This window comes from Paraburkholderia kirstenboschensis (genome assembly GCF_032806925.1).
GTDB lineage: Bacteria > Pseudomonadota > Gammaproteobacteria > Burkholderiales > Burkholderiaceae > Paraburkholderia > Paraburkholderia kirstenboschensis.
The window spans coordinates 267005-288281 of sequence record NZ_CP136513.1 but is presented as its reverse complement, the minus strand read 5'-3'; the positions used below and the strand labels follow the sequence as shown (position 1 = coordinate 288281).

Sequence of the window (21277 nt, the reverse complement as noted above, 5' to 3'; positions counted from 1 at the left end):
ATTTGCAGCCGATAGTACGAAACCGTAACGTCTACGTCAATCGGAAATTGACCAAATTATCAAGCAAATCTAGGGCTTGGCGAATTCTTCCGATTCTTCGCTTGAGGAAGACCCCAGGACGAACCCGGTCACCGGAAGCGGTTCTTCCACTCGCGCATCAGTGTGAACGACGCCAGCCGGTCCGGCACGTCGGCATGCAATTGCTCCTGCAAGGCCGCCTGAATGGCAGGGTTGTCGGCGCGCAGGAACGGATTCACGGCGCGCTCGTGAGCGATCGTGGTCGGCAGCGTGGGCACGTTGCGAGCCCGCAAGTCGCTCGCCTTGTCGCGCCAGGCGAGCAGTTCGCCGTTGTTCGGATCACAGGCGAGCGCGAAGCGGATGTTGGACAGCGTGTACTCGTGCGCGCAGTGGACCTCGGTCGCGCCGGGCAACGCAGCAAGCGAGTCGAGCGACGCGAGCATCTGGCTCGGGGTGCCTTCGAAGAGCCGCCCGCATCCGCAGGCGAACAGCGTGTCGCCGCAGAACACATGCGGCGTGCCGCCCGGGTCCGCCGCCTGAAAATAGGCGATGTGGCCACTCGTATGGCCCGGCACCTCGAGTACGCTCAAATCGAGCGCGGGAGCCGCGATCGTCACGCGATCGCCATGTTTCAGACGGTGTGTGAGATGCCCGATCGCTTCACCGGCGGGCCCGTAGACGGGAACGGCCTGGCCAATCAGCAGATCGGCTACTCCACCGACATGGTCTTGATGATGGTGCGTGAGTAAAATAGCGCTCAGCCGCCACCCGCGCCTGGCCAGATAGGCGCGAACGGGAGCGGCTTCGCCCGGATCGACGACTACCGCATGGTGTCCGTCGGAAACGACCCAGATGTAATTGTCTTCAAACGCCGGGACCGGTACGTACTCGAGCGCATTCATAGGCGACGCATTCTTTGATATGACTGACCGAGCGATTATAGACTGGCCCGCCTGGACGGATTCGCCGCCCGGCCGCTACGTGCTGGAGTGGGAACAGACGCAACTCGACCGCGTGGTGTCGGACGTTTTCGGCTACCACGCGCTGCAGCTCGGCCTGCCGCAGCTCGACGCGTTGCGCGAAAACCGCATGCCCTGCCGCGGGCTCGTGCTCGATGCCGCGAGCGGCGCAAGTGCGCCCTACGGTTACCCGCGCGCTCAGGCACTTGCCGGCAATGACTTGAGAAGCGGCCCTGGTAACGGCCCCGCGCGCGGTGGCCCCGCGCCGGCGCCGCTGCACTCGCCCGCCGGACGCAGCGCGGTATGGTGCGACCTGCTGGATTTGCCGTTCGAAGCCCAGAGCGTCGATCTGATCGTGATGCCGCACACGCTCGAATTCACGAGCGACCCGCACCGCCTGCTGCGCGAGGCCGAGCGCGTGCTGATGCCGGAAGGCCAGCTGATCATTCTCGGCTTCAACTCGCTTTCATTGTGGGGCGCGCGGCAATCGGTCGGCAAGATGACGGGCCGGCCGTTCGTGCCCGCCGCTGTCGATCTGATCGCGTTCACGCGTCTGAAAGACTGGATCAAGCTGCTCGGATTCGACCTTGAACGCGGGCGCTTCGGCTGCTATCGTCCGCCGCTCGACAGCGACCAGTGGCTCTCCCGCTACGGTTTCATGGAAGCCGCCGGCGACCGCTGGTGGCCGATCTTCGGCGCGACCTACATGATCAAGGCGATCAAGCGCGTGCGCGGCATGCGCCTCGTCGGGCCGCTCAAGGTGAAAAAGCCCGTCCTCGCCGCGGGCCTCGCGCCCGCCGCCACACCGAACACACGCAACCATACTCAATGACAACAAACATCATCGACATATATACCGACGGCGCCTGCAAGGGCAATCCCGGCCCCGGCGGCTGGGGCGCGCTGCTGCGCTTCGGCGATCAGGAAAAAGAGTTGTTCGGCGGCGAAGCGAATACCACCAACAATCGCATGGAGCTGATGGGCGTGATATCCGCGCTTGAAGCGCTGAAGCGTCCGTGCAAAGCCGTCGTGCACACGGACTCGCAGTACGTGCAGAAAGGCATCAGCGAGTGGATTCACGGCTGGAAAAAGAAAGGCTGGGTCACCGCCGCAAAGCAACCGGTGAAAAACGCCGATTTGTGGAAGCGGCTCGACGCGCTCGTCGCGCAACATGAGATCGAATGGCGCTGGGTGCGCGGGCATAACGGGCACCCCGAAAACGAACGCGCGGATCAGCTAGCAAATCGTGGCGTCGCGTCGCTCGCGGAACTGTGACCGTTGGCCGCCCGCCTGCGCGCCTGTGTTTTCCCGCTTGTTTTTCCGCTGCAATTTCTGAGGCAAAGCTAACCCAACATGCGTCAACTTATCCTCGATACTGAAACGACCGGCCTGAATGCCCGGACCGGCGACCGCATCCTCGAACTAGGTTGCGTCGAACTGGTGAACCGGCGCCTCACCGGCAACAATCTGCACTTCTATATCAACCCTGAGCGCGACAGCGATCCCGGCGCATTGGCGGTCCACGGACTGACCACCGAGTTCCTCAGCGACAAGCCGAAGTTCGCCGAGATCGCCGACCAGTTTCGAGACTTCATTCAGGACGCGGACCTGATCATTCACAACGCGCCGTTCGACATCGGGTTCCTGGACGCCGAATTCGCGTTGCTCGGCCTGCCGCCCGTCAGCACCTATTGCGGCGAGATCATCGACACGCTCGCGCGCGCGAAGCAGATGTTCCCCGGCAAGCGCAATTCACTCGACGCTTTGTGCGACCGCTTCGGCATCAGCAATGCGCACCGTACGCTGCACGGCGCCCTGCTCGACTCGGAACTGCTCGCCGAGGTCTATCTGGCGATGACGCGCGGCCAGGAAAGCCTTGTCATCGACATGCTGGGCGAATCGCACGGCAGCGGCGAAGCGCATGCGCCGCGCGTGGCCATCGACTCGCTGGACCTCGTCGTGATTGCCGCGAGCGACGAAGAACTCGCCGCCCACCAGGCGGTTCTGGATGGCCTCGACAAGGCGATCAAAGGCACGAGCGTGTGGCGCCTTGAACCCGTGCCCATGTCGGATGAGCAAGCCGCTTAAAAAGTGCTGGACGAGCTCGCAAATCCCCGGCATAATTTCGATCTCTTCGGGTGGTTAGCTCAGCGGTAGAGCACTGCCTTCACACGGCAGGGGTCACTGGTTCGATCCCAGTACTACCCACCAGAATTTTGGTGTGTCGATCACCGAAGAAAAAAGGGCTTACGCAGCAATGCGTAAGCCCTTTTCCGTTTTGCCCTTGTCGTTCTGTTTTGTTGATTGCGTGTCGATATTCGTCGTCGGTATCGCGGTGTCCGTGCGAGTCAACAACGAAACCTCGTCGATTGCGGCGGCAAAACAGTGCTGATATAGTCGGTTCTCGGGCACTCGCCCCGTCTACTTTCTCCACCTCATTGACTACAGGGAGGCGTCACATGTTCGCAGTGCATATGGCCATCCCTGACATGGTCCCACGGCGTTGACTCGTCGACCGCGCGAGTCGGCCTGAAAAGGCACTCCGCGCAATCCCAGATAGTTCGCAGCCAACTCCGCAGGCTTATTGCCAGCAGTTTCATTGCCGTCACGCGGCGCGCTTCGACTGTCTCCCCATCTCGCTTTTGACTGGAACCCCGGTGCGCCGTGCGCGAACGGGTTGTCGCAAATGACCAGAAAAAAACTCGACTTTCGCGGGCAAGCTTTCAAGGATGTCCTCGGCTTCACCTTCCAGCACTGGGTGCAACAGCCGTGGCGCACCGTCGTCATCTCAGCGCTTGTCATGCTCTCCGCCGTGGCGGACGTGCTCACGCCAATGTTCGCCGGCCACCTCGTCGACGCCATTGCGTCCGGCCCGGCCGCGCGTGCGAGCGCGTGGCATGCAGCCATCACCGCCTTTTGCGTGCTGGCCGCGCTGGGACTGGGCGCGACTCTGCTTCGGCAAGCCATGTACTTCAACATCATCAAGCTGACGTTGGAGATGATGAGCGAGATCGCCGCCAACGCGTTCCATCGCGTGCAACGCTTCTCGACCGACTGGCATGCCAACAGCTTTGCCGGCTCCACGGTGCGCAAGATCACGCGTGGCATGTGGGCGCTCGACTTGCTCAACGACACGCTGCTGATCGCGCTGTTCCCGTCGCTCGTCATGCTGGTGGGCGCGACGCTGCTGCTCGGCTGGCGTTGGCCGATGATGGGCGCGGTGGTCGGCATCGGCTCGGTGCTCTATATCGCGGTGACTGTCGCGCTGTCGCTCGGCTTCGTGGCGCCGGCCGCGCGCCTCGCCAACGCGTGGGACACGCGCATGGGCGGCGCACTCGCGGACGCGGTCAGCTGCAACGGAGTGGTCAAGGCTTTCGGCGCCGAGGAGCGCGAGGAGTTGTTGCTTGCGCGCGTGATCGGCAAGTGGCGCAACCGCACGCGCCGCACGTGGATTCGCGGCACGATCAACGGTGGAGTACAAGGCGCGATGCTGGTGGCAATTCAGACCGCGATTCTCGGCGCCGCACTGGTACTGTGGTTGCGCGGTGAGGCGAGCGTCGGCGACATCACGTTCGCGTTGACGATGTTCTTCATGCTGCAAGGCTATCTGCGCGAAGTCGGCATGCACATCCGCAACTTGCAGCGCTCGGTCAACGACATGGAGGAACTCGTCTCGCTGGAGCGGCAGCCGCTCGGCATCGAAGATCGTCCGGGCGCCGGTCCAATCGCCATCGGCAAAGGCGAGATCCGCTTCGAGCATGTGACGTTTCATTATGGCGCGAACGCCACACCGCTTTATCGCGACTTCTCCGTGCGCATTGCGCCCGGAGAACGCGTCGGGCTGGTCGGCCATTCGGGTTCCGGAAAGACGACCTTCATCAAGCTGATCCAGCGTCTTTACGACGTGTCGGAAGGACGCATCACGATCGACGGTCAGGACATCGCGCAAGTGAAGCAGGCGTCGTTGCGTAGTCAGATTGCTATCGTGCAACAGGAGCCGGTGCTGTTTCACCGTTCGCTCGCGGAGAACATCGCGTATGCGCGTCCGGGCGCGAGCCGCGTCGAGATCGAACACGCCGCGCGGCTCGCGAACGCGCACGACTTCATTAGCGCGCTGCCCAACGCTTACGACACGTTGGTCGGCGAGCGCGGCATCAAGCTCTCGGGAGGCGAACGTCAACGCGTTGCGATCGCGCGGGCCTTTTTGGCGGACGCACCCATCCTGATTCTGGACGAAGCCACTTCGAGCCTCGACAGCGAAAGCGAAGTGTTGATCCAGCAGGCGATGGAGCGGCTGATGCTAGGCCGCACGACGCTCGTCGTGGCGCACCGCCTTTCGACTGTGCGCGCGCTAGACCGCTTGCTCGTGCTCGACAAGGGCAAGGTAATCGAAGAAGGCAGTCACGAGACGCTGATCCGCCTCGAGAAGGGACTCTACAGGCGTCTGTTCGAACGTCAGGCGCTGGAGCTGATCAAGGGCTTGAATGAAGCGCCGGCATCGCACGAACGGCCCCGCGCGCGCAACCACGTGGTGGACGATTCGAGCCTGCTGGTCGGCGACTGAAGAGGCAAAGACGGGGCGCGTGATGCGGAGTATGCCTTTGTATAAGGCACTTTCCGCTGGCGCGCCGCTGTCGTCACACCGCGCCCGAAGGCAAACCGATGCCGCGCGCCATGCCGGTTGCCGCGAAGACCATCAATACGAGCAAGACGGTCTGAATCACACTCAAATGCGCATAGCGACGCGCGTTTTGCAGCTCCGGCGCCGCGCCTTTTCGTATCGATGCGCGCCAACGCATCAATGCGAGCATCGACGGAACTTCCAGCACGATGATTATCACGAGCAGCGTCATCTTGACGTGGAAGAGCGGCTCGTGGAGATAGTAATCGGCGCCCTTCTCATAGGTGCCGAAAACGCGCATCAAGCCGGTGACGATCAACACGAGTGCGGAAAGGCCCCAGCGTGTATCGGCCCGGAACACCGAGCGGAGCGCCGCTGGTACGGCGGCACGGCGCAGCGCCCACGTGCGCCGCAGAATCGACGCAAGTGCGAAGCCATAAGCAAGCAGATGAAGAGCGGCAAGCAACCAGCGAACCAGCATAGCGACTCCTGCAAATGACACGGCACTTCGATCGTTGTTTCACTCGCCCGCCGTCAGTACGGGCAGCATCGTTATTTCATTATCGACCACGGCTTACTTTACAACGCGCGCAACCGTCACGGCATGTGACCGACTGCACAAAACCTCTGACTCAGACTTGCCGCAACGTGCTGTCGAGAGCTCGGGCGGCGACGCGATCGCCTTCGGTCGTCAAGGCGGCGCGAAATACGGTTTGCCGGTTGTGACCGGCCGCCGCGGGCGAATCCCACAGCAACTCGATTTTCGGACGTCGGCCGAACGCAGCCCGCGCAAGCGACGGAGCGCCGCTCGAGCCTGACGACGTAGCGCCAGCGCCAGTATCGCCGACGGCGTGGAGCGCGATGACCGGCGTGGGCGGCGTCGCAGAGCGCGTGCCTGCGACGTCCGCCCAGCGCACGGAGAGTTCGCGGGCGTCGTACTGCCCCACCTTGCGACGCTCAGCCCACACGCTGACCGTGCGCGTGAGCGGATCGAGCGAGACGGCATAGCGGCCGATCGCAAAGCGGCGCGCAGCAATGTTGGTCCGCCACAGTGCGCGCGGGCGGCAAATCCAGAGAACGGCCGCATACAGCGCGGGCGCCGCCAACAGCCAGCCGTTGGTGGCCGCCACGGCTTGCGCGGCACGGCGCCAGCCGGCGCTGACCGCGAAGGCGCTGACCGACCATACCGCGAACAGAAACCCCAGGAATGCGAAGAGTCGCAGCGCTTGCCGCAGCCATTGCGGCAGCGGATGAAAAGGACGCTCTGCGACCGCGCGTGCGCCAGGAAGAAAAATCAGCAGGAACAGGAAGACGAGGTTGATGCACGCCCACGGCGAGGACGCCATGGCCGACAGCGACGCGGTCAGGTCCATCTCCGACATGGAAAACAGCCAGCGGGCGAGAAGCACGAGACCGATGGCGCGTAACGCGAAAATCGTTCCGGCGCCGGGCGCGGCATTCGCACGCGTCTCTTTCGTTCTCGCCAAGGCATCCTCCTGTCGTCGGCGGCGCCGCAGCCAGTTTCGCGGCACGGCCATTATAGGGATATTACGAAGCCGGGCTCGTCGCGGCGTGCCTGAAACACTCACTTTGCATCGCGGAACACGAAAAACGCGGCGCGCATGCAACAACGCCCCGCGAGCGGCTTGCGCGCGGGGCGTTGCCAGGATCTCTGGCGAGGCGCCCAAAGACGCTCCGCTCAGCAAGCCTGTAGTCTGGACCGGGACTATCCGGTCCGGCTCAATCAGTTCGCGTTGACTTCACGCAGCACGGTACGGTGCTTCCGACGCAGCAGCTCTTCGTACGTGGCGACGTAGTTCTGCGCCATCACCTTCGACGAGAAGCGCGCTTCGAACGCCTTGCGCACCGTTTCGCGCGGCAGCGTATGCAGACGCTTGACCGCCGCGACCGCGCTGATTTCGTCTTCGACGACAAAGCCCGACACGCCGTTTTCGATCACTTCCGGCACTGAACCGCGATTGAACGCGATCACCGGCGTACCGCAAGCCATTGCCTCGATCATCACCAGACCGAAGGGCTCCGGCCAGTCGATCGGGAAAAGCAGCGCGTGCGCGTTGCCGAGGAACTCGGTCTTTTCCGCTTCGCTGATCTCGCCGATGTATTCGACGTGCGGCAGCGCCATGAGCGGCTTGATCACTTCGTCGTAGTAAGCGCGGTCAGCCTTGTCGAGCTTGGCCGCGACCTTGATCGGCATGCCGACCTGTTCGGCGATGCGGATCGCACGGTCCAGACGCTTTTCCGGCGAGATGCGGCCGAGGAACGCGAGATAGCTGGGCTTCACGTCCTTGATCGGCGTGAGCAGGTTTTCCGGCAGGCCGTGATAAACGGTCTGCAGCCAGTGCGCCTGCGGCAGCGGAATGCGCTGGTTGTCCGAGATCGACACGACCGGCACGTCTTTGAACGTGTTGAAGATCGGCTGCAGTTCCGGCAGATCGAGACGGCCGTGCAGCGTGGTCACGAACGGCACCGGCTGGCGCGCGAACAGCGAAAACGGGTAATAGTCGATGTGAAAATGCAGCACGTCGAATTCGTCCGCGCGGCGGCGCACTTCTTCGAGCAGCAGCATGTGCGGCGCCATCACGTCGCGGATGGTGGGGTCGAGGCGCAGCGCCTGCGGCCAGAAGGCTTCGAGCTTTGCCGAGGTTTGCGAATCGCCGCTCGCAAAGAGCGTGACGTCGTGGCCCTGCTCGACCAGTGCTTCGGTCAGATAGGACACCACACGTTCCGTACCGCCGTACAGCTTGGGAGGAACCGCCTCGTGCAACGGAGCGATTTGTGCGATTCGCATAATGAAGAACTCCTCGTAAAAAACTGGCAAAAATACTGCGTTTGGTAAAAGCGACTCGCTTGCTCGCCAGGGCGGCCGGCTGGACATGCCGGCGCGGACCTAATTCTTTCGAGAAATCGTGCGATAGATCGCTTCAGGTTAGAGAGCCCGAACGGTGGTCGCCGTCCGTGCCTTCGCGGTAAACGCACAAACAACACGGACGTTGACAATCTGTCAGAAAAATACCGTGGGACACAGAACGAACGCATTATCGGTGCCGCGCTTCACGCTGCACCACAACATTTCAAAGTCTTTACGTTGTTACAAGGGGGATACACTTTGCAAGCCCTTGTTTTGCAAGACAGTTCTACAGTAACGACTGACCGGCGCCTGCGGCTTGCCCCTGGCTTGCCCGGGGATCTTGTAAGTTCTCGCATTAACCTTGCCGGTACCCGTTGAAGAGAATGCAGGTCCCGACTGAATGCAGTTTGTAATTATATCTCCAAAACATTCCGCGACCCGCGTGAACCACTGCCGCCGCAGTGAGTCGAGCAAGAGGTAGGTTGCGAACGTCCATCGCGACATCTATCGCGCCAAAAGCCCGGTTACACAGGGCGCAATCGCTTTTGCATGTTTACAATGCGAAGCATTGGCTTCGCCGCGGATCTTTTTCGCGTGGCCCACGCTTTGCATGCACACCCCCGAACCACACGAACCTCACGATCAATTGGAACATTTGACCAGCGCCCAGCGCAACGCCCAGAACGCCAAGCTCGCGAGCTATGCGCACCGGCCCCTTGCGTTCCTTTTCCGCTTTATCCGCCGCCACCCGCTCGCTCATGCGACCGTGCTGTGCAGCGTGATAGCGGCCGTGGGCTGTGCGCTCGCTTCGCAATACGCGATCAAACATCTTATCGATGTGCTCGGCGCCGGCCGGCATCATCCGGGGCCGCTGTGGGGCGCTTTTGCGATCCTGGTCGGGCTGATCGCGGCCGACAACCTGCTCTGGCGCGTCGGCGGCTGGGTCGCCGCCCACACGTTCGTCGCCGTGACCGGCGACTTGCGGCGCGACCTCTTCCAGTATCTGAGCGGGCATTCGCCGACCTACTACTCCGAGAAGCAGCCCGGCATGCTGGCAAGCCGGATCACCGCGACGTCGAACGCGGTCTACACCGCCGAAAACACCACCGCCTGGAACGTGCTGCCGCCGTGCATCGCCGTGCTCGGCGCGATCTTCATGATCATCGCGGTGAACCCGCTGATGGCCGGCGGCCTGATGCTGTGCTCGGCCATTCTGTCGGTCGTACTGTACAAGCTTGCCGGCCGCGGCTCCGCGCGCCACCACCATTTCGCGACCAGGGCGGCCTCGGTTGACGGCGAACTCGTCGACGTCATCAGCAACATGGGTCTCGTGCGCGCCTTCGGCATGACGTTTCGCGAACAGCAGCGCTTCGGCGCGACGGTCAAGGCCGAGATGGACGCGCGTCAGCAAAGCCTGCTCTACCTGGAAAAGCTGCGTCTGCTGCACGCGGTGATCACCGCGCTGCTGTCGGCGGGCCTGCTCGGCTGGGCGCTCGTGCTGTGGGATCAAGGTAAAGCGACCTCGGGCGACATCGTGCTTGTCAGCTCGCTCGGCTTCACTATTCTGCACGGCACGCGCGATCTCGCAGTCGCGCTGGTAGATGTGACGCAGCACGTGGCCCGTCTCGCGGAAGCCGTGCGCACCTTGCTGGAGCCGCATGGCATGCCCGACCGCGACGGCGCGACCGAGCTCGTGCCGCAGGGCGGCCGGGTCGATTTCGAAAACGTGACGTTCGCGTATCCGCGCCGCCGGCCGATCCTCGATCATTTCGACCTGCATATCGAGCCGGGCCAACGGGTCGGTCTGATCGGCAAGTCGGGCGCGGGCAAGTCGACCGTGCTCGCCTTGCTGCAGCGTTTCTACGAAACGCAAGGCGGTTCGATCAAGATCGACGGTCAGGACATCGACACGATCACGCAGGACAGCCTCCGCCATGCGATCGCGCTTGTGCCGCAAGACATTTCGCTGTTCCATCGCACGGTGTACGAGAACATTGCGTATGGGCGCCCCGAAGCGAGCCGCGAAGAAGTGCTGGCCGCGGCGCGCGAGGCCCGCTGCACCGACTTCATCGAGGCCATGCCGGAAGGCTTCGACACGATCGTCGGCGACCGCGGCGTGAAGCTGTCAGGCGGACAACGTCAGCGGATCGCCATTGCACGCGCGATCCTGAAGAACGCGCCGATCCTGCTGCTCGACGAAGCCACGTCGGCGCTCGACAGCGCATCGGAAGAAGCGATCCAGAAGGCGCTGGACCGGCTGATGGTAGGCCGCACGGTGATCGCCATTGCGCACCGTCTGTCGACGTTGAACAACTTCGACCGCATCATCGTGATGAGCGCGGGCAAGGTGATCGACGACGGCAGTCCCGAAGAGTTGCGCCTGCGCCCCGGGCTGTATCGCGACCTGCTCTCGAAGCAATACGGCAAGGGCGCTACCCTGCATGTGGGCGGCAAGAAAGTCGACGAACAGCACGTGATCTGAGCCGCGCGCGCTAGACAGGAGCGCGTTCGGTCAAAGAAAAAAGCCGCTTTATCGAGCGGCTTTTTTTCGTTTTCCCGCTTGTGACGATGTCAAGGCGAACATCTACGCCAATTCAAACCCGGCTCACCGTAGCTGCTAGCTAGCGAGAACCTCGCGCGCGGTCTTCTTCCCCGAAGAGGCACGCGCCCGCCCGCTCCTGGTGCGGGCTGCACCACCGGCGCTCTGCAGATCGTGCAGGAAGTTGTCGCGCCAGACCGAAACATTGTTCTCCCGCAATTGCGCCATCATGTCCCGATGACGCGCCTGGCGCTCCGCGAGCGGCATGTCGAGCGCTCTGGCGAGCGCATCGGCCATGCCGTCGATATCCACCGGGTTGACGATCAGCGCGCCGTCCAGCTCCTGCGCCGCGCCCGCGAAACGCGATAACACAAGCACGCCCGGATTCTCCGGGTCCTGCGCCGACACGTATTCTTTGGCGACAAGGTTCATGCCGTCGCGCAGCGGCGTGACATAGCCGACATGCGCGGTGCGAAAGAGCGCAGCGAGCACCGAGCGTTCGTATTGCTTGTGGATGTACAGAATCGGCGTCCAGTCCAGTTCCGCGAAGCGCCCGTTGATGCGGCCCGACTCCCCTTCCAGTTGCAGACGGATGTCCTGATAGGCATGCATGTCGGCGCGGGTCGGCGGCGCGATCTGCAGGAACGACACCTTGTTGCGTTGCGCCGTGGCGTGTTCCAGCAGACGCTCGAACGCGCGAAAACGCTCGACCAGTCCCTTCGAATAATCGAGACGGTCCACGCTCATGATCAGCTTGCGCGAATGCAGCGTTGCTTTCATCGTGCGCACCGGCTTGCCGCGCTCACCCGCCTTGGCGAGTTCAGCGATCTCGTCCGGATAGACGCCGATTGGGTAAGCCGCTGCACGCAATGTGCGGCCAAACGCATGAACTGCGAGCGGCCCGGCGGGCGAGGCGTCGACTGTGCCGTTCGCCTCGTTGACGATGTAGTCGCAGAAGGCGCGCAGATCAGGAGCCGTCTGGAAACCGAGCAGATCGAACGAACACAACGCTTGTACCAGTTCGCGATGCGGCGGCACAGCCAGCAGCACCTGCGAAGCGGGAAACGGAATGTGCAGGAAAAAACCGATGCGATTCTTCACGCCCGCCGCGCGCAGCGCCTCGGCGAACGGAATCAGGTGATAGTCGTGAACCCAGATCACATCGTCTTCACGTAGCAGCGGCACGAGTTGCTGCGCGAGCCACGCGTTCACGCGGCAATAACCCTCGAAGTCATGCCGGTCGTACTGCAGCAGGTCGGCGCGGTAGTGAAAAGCCGGCCATAGCGTCGCGTTCGAGAAGCCGCGATAGTACTGGTCGTAATCGCGGCGCATCAGCGCTATGGTCGCGAAAGTCACGGGGCCGCGCTCTTCGACCTTGATCTGCGGCTGGCCGGAGCTCAGCACGTCGCCGCTCCAGCCGAACCACATGCCGCCGGTTTCCTTGAGCGCGTCGTACACACCGACCGCCAGACCGCCCGCCGCCGGACCGCCCTCCGAGATCGGCGCAACCCGGTTCGAAACGATAATCAGTCGGCTCATGAAACGCTGTCCCCGATGTAATGCCTTGTTGTCGCACTATCTTGTGTGCGTTGTGAACGTCGTGCGCCGGACATCGCGGCGGTCATCCCGCACGCGCCGCCGCAACGACTGTCTCGAGCCAGTCGAGCAGCGCGGTCACGGACTCGACGCGCGCTTGCGCTGTCGTCTCGCCCGCGCCGACCTTGATCGACAGTCCGTCGCGCTCGTTCACGACGGCGAAGCCCTTTTCGTCGGTCAGGTCGTCGCCGGCAAAAACCGGCTTGCGTCCGACGAACGGCGGCTCGTCGAGGAACGCGCGCATGGCGCGGCCTTTATCGACATCCTTTGGTTTGATTTCATAGACCATCTTGCCCGGCTGCAACACGTACGAGTTCGGATAATCGGCGACCAGCCGCCCGGTCGCCTCGCGCGCCACCGGCTCGCGATCGGGCGCATTGCGGTAGTGCAACGCGAGCGCAGCGCCCTTGATCTCGAGCAGCATGCCGGGGTTGGCGTTGACCACCTCGGCCAAAACCTGCTCCATGCGCAGAAGGCGTTCGTCGTGGAAGCCGATGCGTTGCGTGTCGCCGTTCGCGTCGCGCCGCTCGGCGCCATGCAGACCGGCAATCGGCAAATCGGGCATGCCGAGAAAAGCGTCGATGCTGTCGATGCCGCGCCCGGACACCACGGCGACCGCTCCGTTGGTCAAGCGTCGCAGCTCGGCGAGTAGCTCGATGACGCGAGGTTGCACCTGCACGCCGTCCGGCGTGGGCGCGAGTTCGACGAGCGTGCCGTCGAAATCGAAGAAAAACGCGGTCTCGCCAGGAGACAGGAAAGCCGGAAGTGCTTGCATCGGGTAGTTTTGCCTTTCGGCCATTCGCAGCCGGAAAAGTGTGCGCATCTTACCGCGCATCCATCAATTTTTCGAGAAAGAGAGCCGGGCCGCAAGCCGGATAGAACAGCACAGCAGCGAGGTCGCGCCCCGCTCACCGGGATTGCGTTCAAATCGGAAACGATCGGCTTCAACCACCTTTCAGTCATGTGCGTCATATTGCCTCTTAAACCGTGCGCCCGTGGGCCGTGAGCGACGCCTTCCGTCATTTTGCGATACAGTCGCAGCCAAACGAGACTTTGGCGTTACGACCATTTTTGTCCACTATCGCGAACAGCTCGCCGGCAGTCGGGGCGCGCGCACGCGAGAGCGGCGCAATGCCCCCCTCTTCAATCGAGTCATTGATACCTGCTTTGTTCCCGATCATCTCACTGCAACGCTTGCAAGCGGACCCGGGGTCGTCGCCTCGCGAGAGCCGCGCGCGCCGGTTCCGGTCGACGATCGCGGCCGGCGCGCTCTTTGCCACGATCGCGCTTGCCGGCTGCACGAATCGCGTGGAGCCGTGGCATTTGACGAATGTGACCGGACATTTGCCCGACCTCGATTTCACGCTGACTGGCGACGACGGGCGTCCCGTCAGCGGCGATTCGTTCAAGGGGCGCGCCTCGCTCGTCTATTTCGGCTACACGCATTGCCCGGACGTCTGCCCCGAAACCATGGGGCGGCTGATGCAGGTGCTGGAGCAGCTCGGCCCCGATGCGCAGAAGGTGCGCATCCTGTTCATCACCGTCGATCCGGCGCGCGACACGCCGAAGGCCTTGCACGATTACGTCGGTGCGTTCGATCCGAAGCATGCCGAGGGACTGACCGGCACCGACTGGCAGATCGAATCGCTCGCAAAGCGCTACCGGGTTGCGTATCAGATGGAAAAGCGCGACCCCAACGGCAATTACGAAGTCACCCATAGTTCCGCCGTCTACGTGTTCGACGCGCAAGGCCGCGCGCGCCTGCTCGCCACCGACCACGACACGCCAGATGCGATCGCGCAGGACCTGCGGCGCATCGTCGATCAACGCTCCTGACCTCAAGCCATGACACAGATCCCAATGTCCAGAACCCGTACGCTCTCCGCCGTGGCTGGCGCCCTTGCCCTTTCGTTTGCTTTCGCCGTGACTGCCCACGCCGCCGGCGCGCAGCCGATTACCGCGAAGAATGCATGGGTACGCTGGCTGCCCAACAACCTGCCCGCGGCCGGTTACGTGACGCTCGTGAACTCAGGCGACAAGCCCGTGGACCTCGTCGATATTTCGAGCCCCGACTACGGCGACGCGATGCTGCATCAGACAGTCTCGAATGGTTCGTCGCAGAAGATGGTGATGGTCGACAAGCTGACGGTGCCTGCGCACGGGCAAGTTGCAATCGCACCGGGCGGCTATCACGTGATGCTCGAAGACGCGAAGCACAAGATCGCGCCGGGCGACACGGTACATCTGACGCTGAAGTTTTCGGACGGCGCAACGCTCGACACACCGTTCGCGGTGAAGTCGCCCGCGCAGACGAAGTAAGCATGGCAATTCACGGCAATCCGCGGCAATGAACCTGCTCTACTGGCTCGATCCTTGGGAATTCTCACCGACGGTCGTCATCGCCCTGCTGCTGCCCGCAATTCTGTTCGTGCGTGGCGCTCGCAAGGCAAAGGTGTCGGCGGCGCGGCGCGTTTCCTTCTGGTTCGGGCTGGCGGCGTTATACGTCGCGTTGCACACGCGGCTCGATTATTTCTTCGAGCACGAGTTTTTCATGCATCGCGCGCAGCACCTCGTGCTGCATCATCTCGGACCTTTCTTCATCGCGCTGTCATATCCGGGCGCGGCATTGCGTGCGGGCATCCCGTTCCGTTGGCGCCAGCGCTTCGTGCGGCCCGCGCTCGCCCTGCCGTTCGTGCGCAAGCTGCTCGACGTCGTCATGCATCCGGTCGTCGCGGTGACATTGTTCGTTGGCCTGATTTACTTCTGGCTGATGTCGCCGGTCCATTTTGTTGCGATGCTCGACTGGCGGCTTTATCGCGTGATGAACTGGAGCATGGTGGTCGACGGCCTGCTGTTCTGGTGGCTCGTGCTCGATCCGCGTCCCGCGCCACCCGCGCGCTTGTCGCCAGGCAAGCGCGTGCTGGTGGTGATCGCCGCGATTCCGCCGCAGATCATCCTCGGGGCGTTCATCTTTTTTTCGCCGCGTGAGCTGTATCCGATCTATTCGATCTGCGGGCGCGCGTTCACCTGGCTGAGCCCGATGCGCGATCAACAGATCGGCGGCCTGCTTCTGTGGATCCCAGGTTCGATGATGAGCGTGATCGGCGCGCTCGTGGCGTTGCGTCACTGGATGCGCCTCTCCGCGCGCGGACGCGTGCGCGGCGAACGGCGCGCGATGGCGGCGAGCCCTACGAAAGCTGATGTTGCGAATACGGCTTCGTCGACCGTCGGCATTCGCCGCTGATGCGTCGCTGATTTCCAGCTAACGTCTCGCTGGCCTTTGGCTGATCACCGGCTATACCCTTCAGACACGCCCTCGCACGCTCAGGTCGAACGCATCCACACGTGCGGAATGCCGTCCTCTTCGTGAATCTCGGACACTGGCGCAAAACCAAACGCGCCGTAGAAGCGTTGCAGATGCGCCTGCGCGTGCAAGCGGATCGGCGTGCCTGGCCACTGCTTGCGGATATTCGCGACTGCCCGGTCAAGCATCGCATTGCCGAGACCGATGCCGCGGAATTCCGCGGTAGTCAGTACGCGGCCGATGCGAATATCGCCGTCGTCGGCGTCGGGTAGAAGCACGCGTAAATAGCCGGCCAGCGGCGGTCGCGCTGTGCCCGTGATTGCATCTCCCGTCGCGCCAAATGCAAGCAGATGCCAGGCTTCGAGATCGAGACCGTCGATGTCGCCATACAGGCAGTTCTGCTCGATCACGAAGACAGCGCTACGCGCGGCGAGCATGGCGTAGACCTCGGCGCTCGTGAGCTCGTCGAACGCCTTCCAGCGCCATTGGAGTTGCGCAAGCCTCGCGGCAGCGGTGTGCTGTGGTTCGGTCATAACAGGCTTTTAGAAAGAGGCGCGCCGTCACCGACGACGGCGAATGCACGATTATGCCGCGCGTCGCGGCATCGGACCAATCAGCTTTACGCGTGCGGGTAGGTTCCCCATAGCTCCACTCCTACTCGCCGGCAAACACCGGCTCGACGGATCGCGCGAGGCATTCAACGAGGTTGCCCGGTCCGCACAGATGAAGTGCGCCGACCACGACCAGAGTTCGTTCAGGCCGCGCGAGCAACTCGCTTATGCGCGCGGCCCACATGTGATTGCGCGCGTCCAGGATCGCGCGACGGATGTCGGGCAGATTGAACATCGGCGACTCGACGGCGATGCGATGCACGGCTGACAGATCTCCGTCGAGCCACGCTGCATGCATGCGCTCGAGCGTGCGTTGCGGCTCGCCGATGTCGGCCATGAGCGCTGCGAGCGCGGCGGCGACTGTATCGAGCGGAATCGATTCGAGCGCGCGAGCGACTTCGTGCGCTGTCTCCAGATACTCATATGCTTTGCCCTCGCCTGTCGCCCACCGCAGCATGCGCGGCTCGACGCCTCCGACGAGCTGCTGGAACAACGTCGGCGCAATGATCAGCGCAGCCCACGGACGCAGATCGGCGAGCGGCGCGAGCGGCCCCTCAGCGGGCCACGCCGCTTGCAGACGAGTCCAGGCGTCGACGGAAAGGAGAGGCGCGAGGCTTTGCGCACCACACTGCGGATCGGCTTTGAGGAAAGGCAGAATTGTAGGCGGGTCGGATTCGAAGACCAGCGTCTCGGCCCAGTCATATGCCTGCTCGATCCACGACGGCGTTCTGCGGCTCGATACGGGAAAGAGATGCATGGAGCCAAGGAGGCGCACATTGGTGCCGGTGATGTGTAGGTACATGCACGTTGGGTGGCAAGGAACAAACACGCATTGTGCGCCATTATTGCCCGCGCGCCGCATGCGCAGCGGGGCGCGTCGTGGGTGACGCGTCCACACTGGATTGCGGACGCGAAAAAAGAAAAGCCCCGACATGGCGGGGCTTTTCTGTACTTCAACTACTGGAGGCGCGAGCCGGAGTCGAACCGGCCTAAACGGCTTTGCAGGCCGCTGCATAACCGCTTTGCTATCGCGCCGCAAGCGGATGGGAATCTAGCTGCAGATTCGCTGATTTGTCTCGTGGACAACCGTCAGTCCACCAAACAAAAAGGGAAGCGTTGCTTCCCCTGATGTGTGGAGCGGGAGACGAGGCTCGAACTCGCGACCTCAACCTTGGCAAGGTTGCGCTCTACCAACTGAGCTACTCCCGCATTGCACTGCTTCGCAACGCCTTGCACTTCACCAAACTACCTTACTGAACAACGCGCTGCTTCAAAAATCTGGAGCGGGAGACGAGGCTCGAACTCGCGACCTCAACCTTGGCAAGGTTGCGCTCTACCAACTGAGCTACTCCCGCGTATTACTGCTTTCGTGCTGCTTAGAAAGGCCTACTACGCCCTTCTTCCTTCTACTGCAACCGACGTTTCGAACTGCGTGCATCGGAGAAACGAGATTATGGAGAAACGACCGAAACGTGTCAACCCCTTTTGCCAATCTCTTTAACTGAACAGATTTCACTCATGACGTTCTCACGTATCGCCGCAATGCAGGCGCGCACGGCGCTCAGACAGCCCCGCCGCGCTCGCGAATTTGCGGCCATGCGAGCTTCATGTAATACAGCATGGACCAGATGGTCAGGAATGCCGCGAGATAGATGAGCCACAGGCCCCAGGTTCGTGTGTCGATCGTCACGCCGCCGGCGAACGACAGCGGACCGTTGAACAGCAGCATGGGAATCGCCACCATCTGGCAAACGGTCTTGAATTTACCGAGCGAATTCACGGCCACGCTCTTCGACGCGCCGATCTGCGCCATCCATTCGCGCAGCGCCGAGATCGCAATCTCGCGTCCGACGATCACGAGAGCAATAGCGGAGTCGATTCGCGCGAGTTGCACGAGCACGAGCAAGGCGGCGGTCACCATCAGTTTGTCCGCGACCGGATCGAGAAACGCGCCGAACGCCGACGTCTGATTCCACTTGCGGGCAAGATAGCCGTCGAACCAGTCGGTCAGCGCAGCCAGCACGAAGATCGTCGCCGCCGCGAGATTACGGTGCGCGGGGCTCATCATCATGTCGGGCAAATAAAACACGCCGACGACCAGCGGGATCAGAACGATCCGCAGCCAGGTCAGGAAAATCGGGAAATTGAACGGCATGGGCAGGCGCAGCGTCTGACGGGAGAGATGCAATTGTGCCGTGTCGGAGTGCCTGCCACAAGCAAAGCGGCGCCGACAGCGAGGCGCGCGCCGCTTGCGCGACTCACCTCGCGCGAGGCCGGCACATGAAGCGAGGCCAGGCGCGGATGTCGGCGAGCGCATCGGGCTCGTCATGCAAGCTGCTGCGGCACGGGGTTTGCCGGCGCGTCCAGCTATGCGCGACGTGAGCCACGCACCGCGGTTCAGTGCAATTGCCGGTAGATCTGCTCGGCGAGCGCCTGGGAAATCCCTTCGACGCTCGCGAGATCCTCGACACTCGCCGCGACCACGCCGCGCAGCCCGCCAAAGCGCGCCAGCAGCCGCTGACGCCGTTTCGCCCCCACGCCCTCGAGTTCCTCGAGCCGCGACGTCTGACGCGTCTTGCCGCGTTTTGCGCGCATGCCGGTGATCGCAAAACGGTGCGCCTCGTCGCGGATCTGCGCGACCAGCATCAGCGCGGCGCTTTCCTTGCCGAGTTCGAGCGGCGTGCGGCCGTCGGCGAAAATCAGCGTTTCGAGCCCGACCTTGCGCCCCTCACCTTTCGCGACGCCGACCAGCATGCCCGTGTCCAGCCCAAGTTCGGTGAACACCTGCCGCGCGATTTCGACCTGGCCCTTGCCGCCGTCGATCAACACGATGGAGGGCAAGATGGCACCCGACGCGACCGGTTCAGCGGCCTCGGGCGTGAGCGACGGGTCGACCGCCGCATCGCTTTGCAGATCGGCGGCCAGGTCGGCGGCATTCGCGGCGGCCTGCGCGACCATTTTCTCGTAGCGACGCGTGAGCACCTGGCGCATCGCCGCGTAGTCGTCGCCGGGCGTGATGCCCGTAATGTTGTAGCGGCGATATTCAGACGACTGCATCTTGTGATGGTGATACACGACGCACGACGCCTGCGTCGCCTCGCCCATTGTGTGGCTGATGTCGAAACATTCGATGCGCACATGCGCGAGGTCGTCGCACTCCATGCCGAGCGTGTCGGTAAGCGCGCGGGTGCGCGCCTGTTGCGAGCCTTGCTCCGACAACAGTCGTGCGAGCGCGAGCCGTGCGTTCTGCTCGGCCATCGCGAGCCAGGCGCGCCGTTGCCCTTGAGGCTGACGCAGCACGGTGACCTTGTGGCCGGCCTGCTCGATCAGCACGTCGACGAGTTCTCGCGTGGCCGGTGCATGGCTGACCACCAGCACGGGCGGTACGCGATTGCCGAGATAATGCTGCGCGATGAACGCCTCGAGCACTTCCGATTCGATGCTGCCCGACGCGCTGCCCTTGCGCGGCTTCGCCGGTTCGGAATCAGAATCGGGGTTGGTATCGAGCGCGCCTGCGTCGCTTGCGTCGTCCGCGACGTCGTCGTCATCTTCCGGCGGCAGTTCTTGTGCGATTGCAAGCGCATCCGCGGTGTCGGACGATCGCGTTTCACCGCTCATATCGCTGAGCGCGTCTTCCGCAGAGACCGAGCCTGCATCCGACGCGACGTCGACCAACACGTCGTCGCCGCTTTCCTCTTCCAGACCACCCTCTTCCGCCGTCAACGCGCTTTCCACATGCGCGGGGAAATACGCCTTGTCGCCGAGATGCCGGCCGCCGCGCACCATCGCCAGATTCACACAGACGCGGCCGCCCAGCGCGACCACCGCGAGAATATCGACATCGCTATCGCTGCCGACTTCAATGGCCTGCTGATGCAGCACCGTCGACAGCGAACTCATCTGATTGCGCACGGCCGCAGCCTGCTCGAACTTCAGCTCGCTCGCGAACGCATGCATCTTCTGCTCGAGTTCCTTCATCACTTCGCCCTGGCGGCCGAGCAGAAAGCGCGACGCATTCGCGACGTCGCGTGCGTAATCCTCTTCGCCGATGTTCCCGACGCACGGCGCCGTGCAACGGCCGATCTGATGCAGCAGGCACGGCCGCGTGCGGTTGTTGAAAACGGAGTCTTCGCAGGTACGCAACTGGAATACGCGCTGCAGGACCTGAATGCTCTCGCGCACCGCCCACGCGCTCGGAAACGGACCGAAGTACTGGTTCTTGCGATCCACCGAGCCGCGGTAATACGCCATCCGCGGAAACTTGTGGCCGGTCAGCTTCAGATACGGATACGACTTGTCGTCCCGAAACAGAATGTTGTAGCGCGGCGCGAGCGCCTTGATCAGATTGTTTTCCAGCAACAGCGCTTCTGCCTCGGAGCGCGTGACAGTCGTCTCGATGCGCGCAATGCGCGTCACCATCATCGCGATGCGCGGCGACAGTTGCGTCTTCGTGAAATAGCTGGACACGCGCTTCTTGAGGTCGCGTGCCTTGCCGACATACAACACCGCGCCGTGCGTGTCGTAATAGCGATAGACGCCGGGCAGATGCGGCAACTGGGCGAGCACTGTTTTCGGCTCGAAAGCGATGTTTGCTTCGGGTTCGGTCATGCAGGATCGGCTTGTGGAACTGTCTCGCGGGCGGTCGCCCCGTCTGGCCAGGTGTGGCCCCATCGGTTTCGCGCTCGAGAAGTCCAGCGCGAGGAGATCGAACGGGTGCTTTAGAATCGCCAGTTTAGAACATTCCGCGTCCGCCCGAGCTA

Annotated in this window: 19 protein-coding genes and 4 tRNA genes; 10 read left to right on the top strand and 13 right to left on the bottom strand. The window is 62.9% G+C overall.

All coding sequences use genetic code 11. The features are described from left to right. Window positions 1–128 precede the first annotated feature (128 nt). Window positions 129–920, bottom strand: a complete 792-nt coding sequence (gene gloB / locus RW095_RS24000) for a hydroxyacylglutathione hydrolase (RefSeq protein ID WP_317021440.1) — start codon at window positions 918–920, stop codon at window positions 129–131. 19 nt (window positions 921–939) lie between these two features. On the opposite strand from gloB, the gene RW095_RS23995 reads away from it, so the two are divergent. The 6 genes from RW095_RS23995 to RW095_RS23970 all read left to right on the top strand — a co-directional run bounded on the left by RW095_RS23995 (window position 940) and on the right by RW095_RS23970 (window position 5541). Further along, window positions 940–1809, top strand: a complete 870-nt coding sequence (locus tag RW095_RS23995; protein WP_317021439.1) for a class I SAM-dependent methyltransferase — start codon at window positions 940–942, stop codon at window positions 1807–1809. After that, a complete protein-coding gene (gene rnhA / locus RW095_RS23990; protein WP_317021438.1) occupies window positions 1806–2252 on the top strand; it encodes a ribonuclease HI in 447 nt (148 codons plus the stop codon). The genes RW095_RS23995 and rnhA overlap by 4 nt, the downstream gene beginning before the upstream one ends. A 78-nt stretch (window positions 2253–2330) precedes the next feature. Beyond that, window positions 2331–3065: a DNA polymerase III subunit epsilon gene (gene dnaQ, locus RW095_RS23985; RefSeq protein ID WP_317021437.1), complete on the top strand. Its 735-nt coding sequence runs from the start codon at window positions 2331–2333 to the stop codon at window positions 3063–3065. Window positions 3066–3113: 48 nt separating this feature from the next. After that, window positions 3114–3188 (top strand) — tRNA-Val (locus tag RW095_RS23980). 10 nt (window positions 3189–3198) lie between these two features. Then, window positions 3199–3369, top strand: a complete 171-nt coding sequence (locus RW095_RS23975; RefSeq protein WP_164862609.1) for a hypothetical protein — start codon at window positions 3199–3201, stop codon at window positions 3367–3369. Between the two features lie 294 nt (window positions 3370–3663). Further along, window positions 3664–5541, top strand: a complete 1878-nt coding sequence (locus tag RW095_RS23970; RefSeq protein WP_317021436.1) for an ABC transporter ATP-binding protein — start codon at window positions 3664–3666, stop codon at window positions 5539–5541. Window positions 5542–5614: 73 nt separating this feature from the next. Here RW095_RS23970 and RW095_RS23965 read toward each other — a convergent pair whose 3' ends face one another. The 3 genes from RW095_RS23965 to RW095_RS23955 form a co-directional block, all read right to left on the bottom strand. Further along, window positions 5615–6079 (bottom strand): DUF2214 family protein, encoded by a 465-nt coding sequence (locus tag RW095_RS23965; protein ID WP_128592428.1) that lies wholly within the window; start codon window positions 6077–6079, stop codon window positions 5615–5617. 151 nt (window positions 6080–6230) lie between these two features. Next, the gene (locus RW095_RS23960) at window positions 6231–7085 is read right to left on the bottom strand and encodes a hypothetical protein (RefSeq protein ID WP_317021435.1); all 855 of its coding nucleotides are present in this window, start codon (window positions 7083–7085) and stop codon (window positions 6231–6233) included. A gap of 257 nt (window positions 7086–7342) precedes the next feature. Further along, window positions 7343–8407, bottom strand: coding sequence for a glycosyltransferase family 4 protein (locus RW095_RS23955; protein ID WP_020069419.1), 1065 nt, complete (start codon window positions 8405–8407; stop codon window positions 7343–7345). Window positions 8408–9077: 670 nt separating this feature from the next. Here RW095_RS23955 and RW095_RS23950 point away from each other — a divergent pair. Further along, window positions 9078–10949 carry an ABC transporter ATP-binding protein gene (locus tag RW095_RS23950; protein ID WP_317021434.1) on the top strand — a complete coding sequence of 624 codons (1872 nt, stop codon included), beginning with the start codon at window positions 9078–9080 and terminating at the stop codon, window positions 10947–10949. A 135-nt stretch (window positions 10950–11084) separates the two neighbouring features. Here the strand turns inward: RW095_RS23950 and otsA are convergent, their stop codons facing one another. Beyond that, the gene (gene otsA / locus RW095_RS23945) at window positions 11085–12545 is read right to left on the bottom strand and encodes an alpha,alpha-trehalose-phosphate synthase (UDP-forming) (protein ID WP_317021433.1); all 1461 of its coding nucleotides are present in this window, start codon (window positions 12543–12545) and stop codon (window positions 11085–11087) included. Between the two features lie 82 nt (window positions 12546–12627). Continuing rightward, window positions 12628–13377, bottom strand: a complete 750-nt coding sequence (gene otsB, locus RW095_RS23940; RefSeq protein WP_317021432.1) for a trehalose-phosphatase — start codon at window positions 13375–13377, stop codon at window positions 12628–12630. Between the two features lie 356 nt (window positions 13378–13733). Here otsB and RW095_RS23935 point away from each other — a divergent pair, with 356 nt between their 5' ends. From RW095_RS23935 to RW095_RS23925, 3 genes are read left to right on the top strand one after another with little or no spacing between them, the layout of a single operon-like run. After that, window positions 13734–14438, top strand: coding sequence for an SCO family protein (locus RW095_RS23935; protein ID WP_317021431.1), 705 nt, complete (start codon window positions 13734–13736; stop codon window positions 14436–14438). Window positions 14439–14462: 24 nt separating this feature from the next. Continuing rightward, the gene (locus RW095_RS23930; RefSeq protein ID WP_128592052.1) at window positions 14463–14921 is read left to right on the top strand and encodes a copper chaperone PCu(A)C; all 459 of its coding nucleotides are present in this window, start codon (window positions 14463–14465) and stop codon (window positions 14919–14921) included. 28 nt (window positions 14922–14949) lie between these two features. Next, a complete protein-coding gene (locus RW095_RS23925; protein WP_317021430.1) occupies window positions 14950–15846 on the top strand; it encodes a cytochrome c oxidase assembly protein in 897 nt (298 codons plus the stop codon). Between the two features lie 80 nt (window positions 15847–15926). Here the strand turns inward: RW095_RS23925 and RW095_RS23920 are convergent, their stop codons facing one another. The 7 genes from RW095_RS23920 to uvrC all read right to left on the bottom strand — a co-directional run bounded on the left by RW095_RS23920 (window position 15927) and on the right by uvrC (window position 21125). Beyond that, on the bottom strand, window positions 15927–16439 hold the full coding sequence (locus RW095_RS23920; protein WP_317021429.1) for a GNAT family N-acetyltransferase: 513 nt from the start codon (window positions 16437–16439) through the stop codon (window positions 15927–15929). Between the two features lie 121 nt (window positions 16440–16560). Continuing rightward, a complete protein-coding gene (locus tag RW095_RS23915; protein ID WP_317021428.1) occupies window positions 16561–17319 on the bottom strand; it encodes a TraB/GumN family protein in 759 nt (252 codons plus the stop codon). 159 nt (window positions 17320–17478) lie between these two features. Then, window positions 17479–17552: transfer RNA gene (locus RW095_RS23910), tRNA-Cys, on the bottom strand. 98 nt (window positions 17553–17650) lie between these two features. After that, window positions 17651–17726, bottom strand: a tRNA-Gly gene (locus RW095_RS23905). 70 nt (window positions 17727–17796) lie between these two features. Further along, a tRNA-Gly gene (locus RW095_RS23900) sits at window positions 17797–17872 on the bottom strand. A 206-nt stretch (window positions 17873–18078) separates the two neighbouring features. Further along, window positions 18079–18672, bottom strand: a complete 594-nt coding sequence (gene pgsA, locus RW095_RS23895) for a CDP-diacylglycerol--glycerol-3-phosphate 3-phosphatidyltransferase (RefSeq protein WP_317022657.1) — start codon at window positions 18670–18672, stop codon at window positions 18079–18081. A gap of 242 nt (window positions 18673–18914) precedes the next feature. Continuing rightward, window positions 18915–21125, bottom strand: a complete 2211-nt coding sequence (uvrC, locus tag RW095_RS23890; RefSeq protein ID WP_317021427.1) for an excinuclease ABC subunit UvrC — start codon at window positions 21123–21125, stop codon at window positions 18915–18917. Window positions 21126–21277 lie beyond the last annotated feature (152 nt).